General features: G+C 36.7%; 4 protein-coding genes. All 4 read right to left on the reverse strand.

Going from position 1 to position 3,676, the window contains the following annotated elements; all coding sequences use genetic code 11:
- Window positions 1-160 precede the first annotated feature (160 nt).
- Window positions 161-1,650 (reverse strand): IS3 family transposase gene (locus tag ADJ83_RS23170; RefSeq protein WP_239687095.1). Its coding sequence is split into 2 segments (ribosomal slippage): window positions 161-1,233 and window positions 1,233-1,650, totalling 1,491 coding nucleotides; the frame shifts between segments, so codons are not numbered across the junction.
- Between the two features lie 121 nt (window positions 1,651-1,771).
- Complete coding sequence (locus tag ADJ83_RS23180; RefSeq protein ID WP_031540343.1) at window positions 1,772-2,515, reverse strand: hypothetical protein; 744 nt, start codon at window positions 2,513-2,515, stop codon at window positions 1,772-1,774.
- A gap of 260 nt (window positions 2,516-2,775) precedes the next feature.
- Complete coding sequence (locus ADJ83_RS23185) at window positions 2,776-3,177, reverse strand: VOC family protein (protein WP_031540344.1); 402 nt, start codon at window positions 3,175-3,177, stop codon at window positions 2,776-2,778.
- 162 nt (window positions 3,178-3,339) lie between these two features.
- On the reverse strand, window positions 3,340-3,676 hold a 337-nt coding region (locus ADJ83_RS23190; protein ID WP_152910858.1), incomplete at its 5' end, for a tyrosine-type recombinase/integrase.

The raw sequence follows: 3,676 nt of genomic DNA on the forward strand, positions 1-3,676 counted from the left end.
CGGTGTTTGTCAACATAGTTGTCGCATTTAGTTACTTTAGTGTTGTGTTCAGTCAAGGCTACCGCGCTACGCTTGCTGGCCTGATGATTTGAATGGAAAGGAAATCCATTCTTTCCATTCAAATCATCAGGGAATAAAGTGTATTAAGGCGGACTCAACGTTACCTTTTTCCCTCATCACGCATTGGATTAAGTGCTACTTTTTCAATAGGTGTCCAATTTCTTAGACTCCTCGCCCAGCGTTCTGGATGCTTCGCTTTTGCGGCTTCATATACGTCTTTTCTCTTTGTCAATATGGTTACGTGTTCTCCGGCATGACACTGTGCCGGTGTTACATAATTCAGCCCACTATGCAGATGAATATGATTATACCAATGGACAAATTGGTGTGCCCATTGTCTGGCTTCTTCAAGTGAGGTAAAGCCCTTATGCGGATAATCAGGGCGGTATTTAAGTGTTCGAAACATGGCTTCTGAATAAGGATTATCATTGCTTACACGTGGTCTTGAAAAGGAACTTTGGATCCCCAACTTCTCAAGTAAACTTAAAAAGGTCTCAGCTTTCATCGGACTCCCATTGTCTGAATGCAACACCAGTGGTGCCCCTTGGATTTTCTCATTAATGACTGCTTTTTTTACAAGTGATTCAGCGTGTGTCGCTTCTTCCTTTTCCCATACTTCCCACCCAACTGCTTTTCTACTAAATAGATCGAGTATTAAATAGAGGCGATAATACAAGCCTTTCACAGGTCCACCAAGCCACGTAATATCCCATGTCCACACCTGATTTGGCGATGTGGCCAGATGACTCTCGGGGATTCTTCGTGTTGGCTTTTGACTACGTCCACGGTGGTGTTGCATCTTTCCTTCACGTAAAACACGGTAAAACGTAGATTCTGACGCAATATATGTTCCTTTATCCGCAAGCTTTGGGACAATTTGTGTCGGCGGTAAGTCGGCATATTCTTCTTGTGTAACAACCTCGAGTATTTCCTTTTTCTCTTCCTCGGACAACTTATTTTTTGGAACAGGTCTTTTCGCAAAGGGACGCTGATCGACCTTAACCTTACCATCTGCCACCCAGCGCTCGTAGGTTCGTACACTAATATAAAGTTCCTCACAAGCCTTCGCTAACCGCGCACCATTTTGATTGGCTTCTTGGATGAGTTCTACAGCTAATGCGCGATTTGATGGGCTAATCATTCTTCCTCGTCGTCCCCCCAAATCGCTTGGGCCTTTTTTCTAAGTAATAATAACGCCGCAGCTTCCGCTAATGCTTTCTCCTTCTTTTGAAGATCTTTTTCTAACTGTTTTGCCCGTTTCTGTTCTTCCTTTAACGCACCAGATAACTGCTTTGATTGATCAAATACTTGTCCGTTTGCCTGGAGACAAACAGATCGCCATAATTCAATCTGTTCACGGTACAAACCCTTTTTACGACAGTATTCAGCCAATTCCGTTTCGTTCATCGCAAAGGTCTCCATCACGATTAAAAACTTATCTTGACTGGTCCATTTGTCACTTGTTTGTCCATTGCCAGGCGTTGCCACACCAGCTTCACGTGCAGCCTTACGCCACTTGTACAACGTTGGTTCTGTGATGCCTTCTTCCTTCGAGATAGTAGCCACTGATTCGTTATGTGGTGGCATCATTCGTTTAACAATTGCCTCTTTTTGTTCCTTCGAGTATCGTACTCCATTTTTTCTTTCATATCGATCGACCTCCGTGTTATTTACTTAAAGTATAACACTAAAGTATCGTACGACATCTATCCTAACAGAGGGGGTTACTGAATAGTATTTCTAGAACACTATTATCTTTATCTTCGTTAATTAGTAAGATACTCTTATATATTGATGACAAGAGTTTTATTCCATAATTATTAATAATGTTGCTATCTAAACAAATATTATTTGGTGAAGGAATAGAAAAGCTTATCGGATGATGTTTTTGTAAATAACTGAGTAACGGTTTATGTTCTGACTCTATAGATGAAGAATCAAAATCTTTTGTGTTAAGTAAATAGAAACTTAACTCTCTCTTCTTAGGTATGATTTCTTTAATTTGTTCAATTGGAGTAGTATTTATTGACAGCATTTCATTAGGATCTCTAACCAACGTATTTATTATTTTTTTCTTATAAAAACTAGTTAAAAAAGGACTTATTTTATTGTTTTTTACCGCATCTCTAAAATAATCAATAGCTTGTTGTTTTGGACTTTCTAATAAAAATGCTATTTTTTTATTACCTTTATAACAATAATATCCTTTATTAAATAAGCATAAAAGATCATCGTAATTGTACTGTTCATGTGAATAAATATATATAAAATCTTGATAATCTTGAGAAATATAATAGTATTTAGCAATTACTAATTGTTGGACTAATGATAGATTATCTGGGATTTCAATAACATCTAAATTTGCTATTTTTTCTTTGTTATCAAAGTAAACTGTTCTGTTATCTTGTCCTAGTTTAGCTGCTTCTTCTCTAGATATTTTCTTTAGATTATTCATTTTCACTTCACTATCTTGAATTTCCCAAGATTCCTTTCAGTATTTTCTTTACAGGTGTCCTCTTAGATTTTCAATCTTATATCCCCATTGATTATTATTGTATGTGAATTCGCCGTCTATTATTTAAAGTCCTTCTTTCACTAAACTGCCCCTTTAGCACCATACGAAAAGGCTCGCCTTCTATTTAAGGAAAGCACCCGTTAGTTTAAACAATATATGCTTTTTATTATTGGTATGAACAGGATATTAAGTTCTTCATATTATTTAGGTAGATTTAGTTGCCACGAAACTCCAAAACGGTCATTTAGCCAGCCAAATTTCTTACTGAATCCATAATCTCCTAGTGGCATAAGAGCTTGTCCACCTTCGATCAGTTTCTGATAAATATTGTCAAGTTCTTCTTCGGTATTACAAGTAACATATATTGAGAACGAAGGTGTGAAGGAAAACTGATGTATTACATTACTGTCACTGCACATAAATTCTTGACCTTTTAAGGTGAAAGTAGCCTGCATGACAGTTCCTTCATCCCCACCTTCATTTGCACCATATCGAACAATATTTGTAATTGCTGAATCCTCAATCAGAGATGTGTAAAAAGTCATTGCTTCTTCTGCTTTGCCATCTTGAAACATTAAAAATGGTGTGACCATTTTTTCCATTATAAATCTACTCCTTTTATTATCTATTTTCTAAATTATAATTCAACTTGTATTATAAATCCATTCTCTTACTAACCTGCCCCTATTGTTACAAACGACATTTATTCTTGAAATACGGCTCTGATAAAAACATAAAGAACTGCAATTTTCCCTGCAGTTCTTTCAGAAATACTTCTTATATAATTCTCGTCTTAATTGTCCACTTAGATAAGCGTAAATCCTTGTTGTTTCACTTTTCTCATGCCCCATCAAGTTTTGAATAACTTCTAATGGTGCTCCATTATTAATTAAGGTGGTTGCATAACTATACCTTAATTGGTGCGGATGTATACACTTACTAATTTTTGCTCTTAACGAAATCTGTTTAATGTCATATCTCATTTGTGCAACACCCATTCGGTGAGGGGCACGGAGAGTAACAAATAAAGCCTCCTCATTATCTTTTCTTTCCTCTAGAGTATGAGTAAAATGTTTGTGGGAGAATAAATATCCTTTTTGT

The sequence above is a fragment of the Bacillus sp. 522_BSPC genome (assembly GCF_001076885.1).
Lineage (GTDB): Bacteria > Bacillota > Bacilli > Bacillales > Cytobacillaceae > Niallia > Niallia hominis.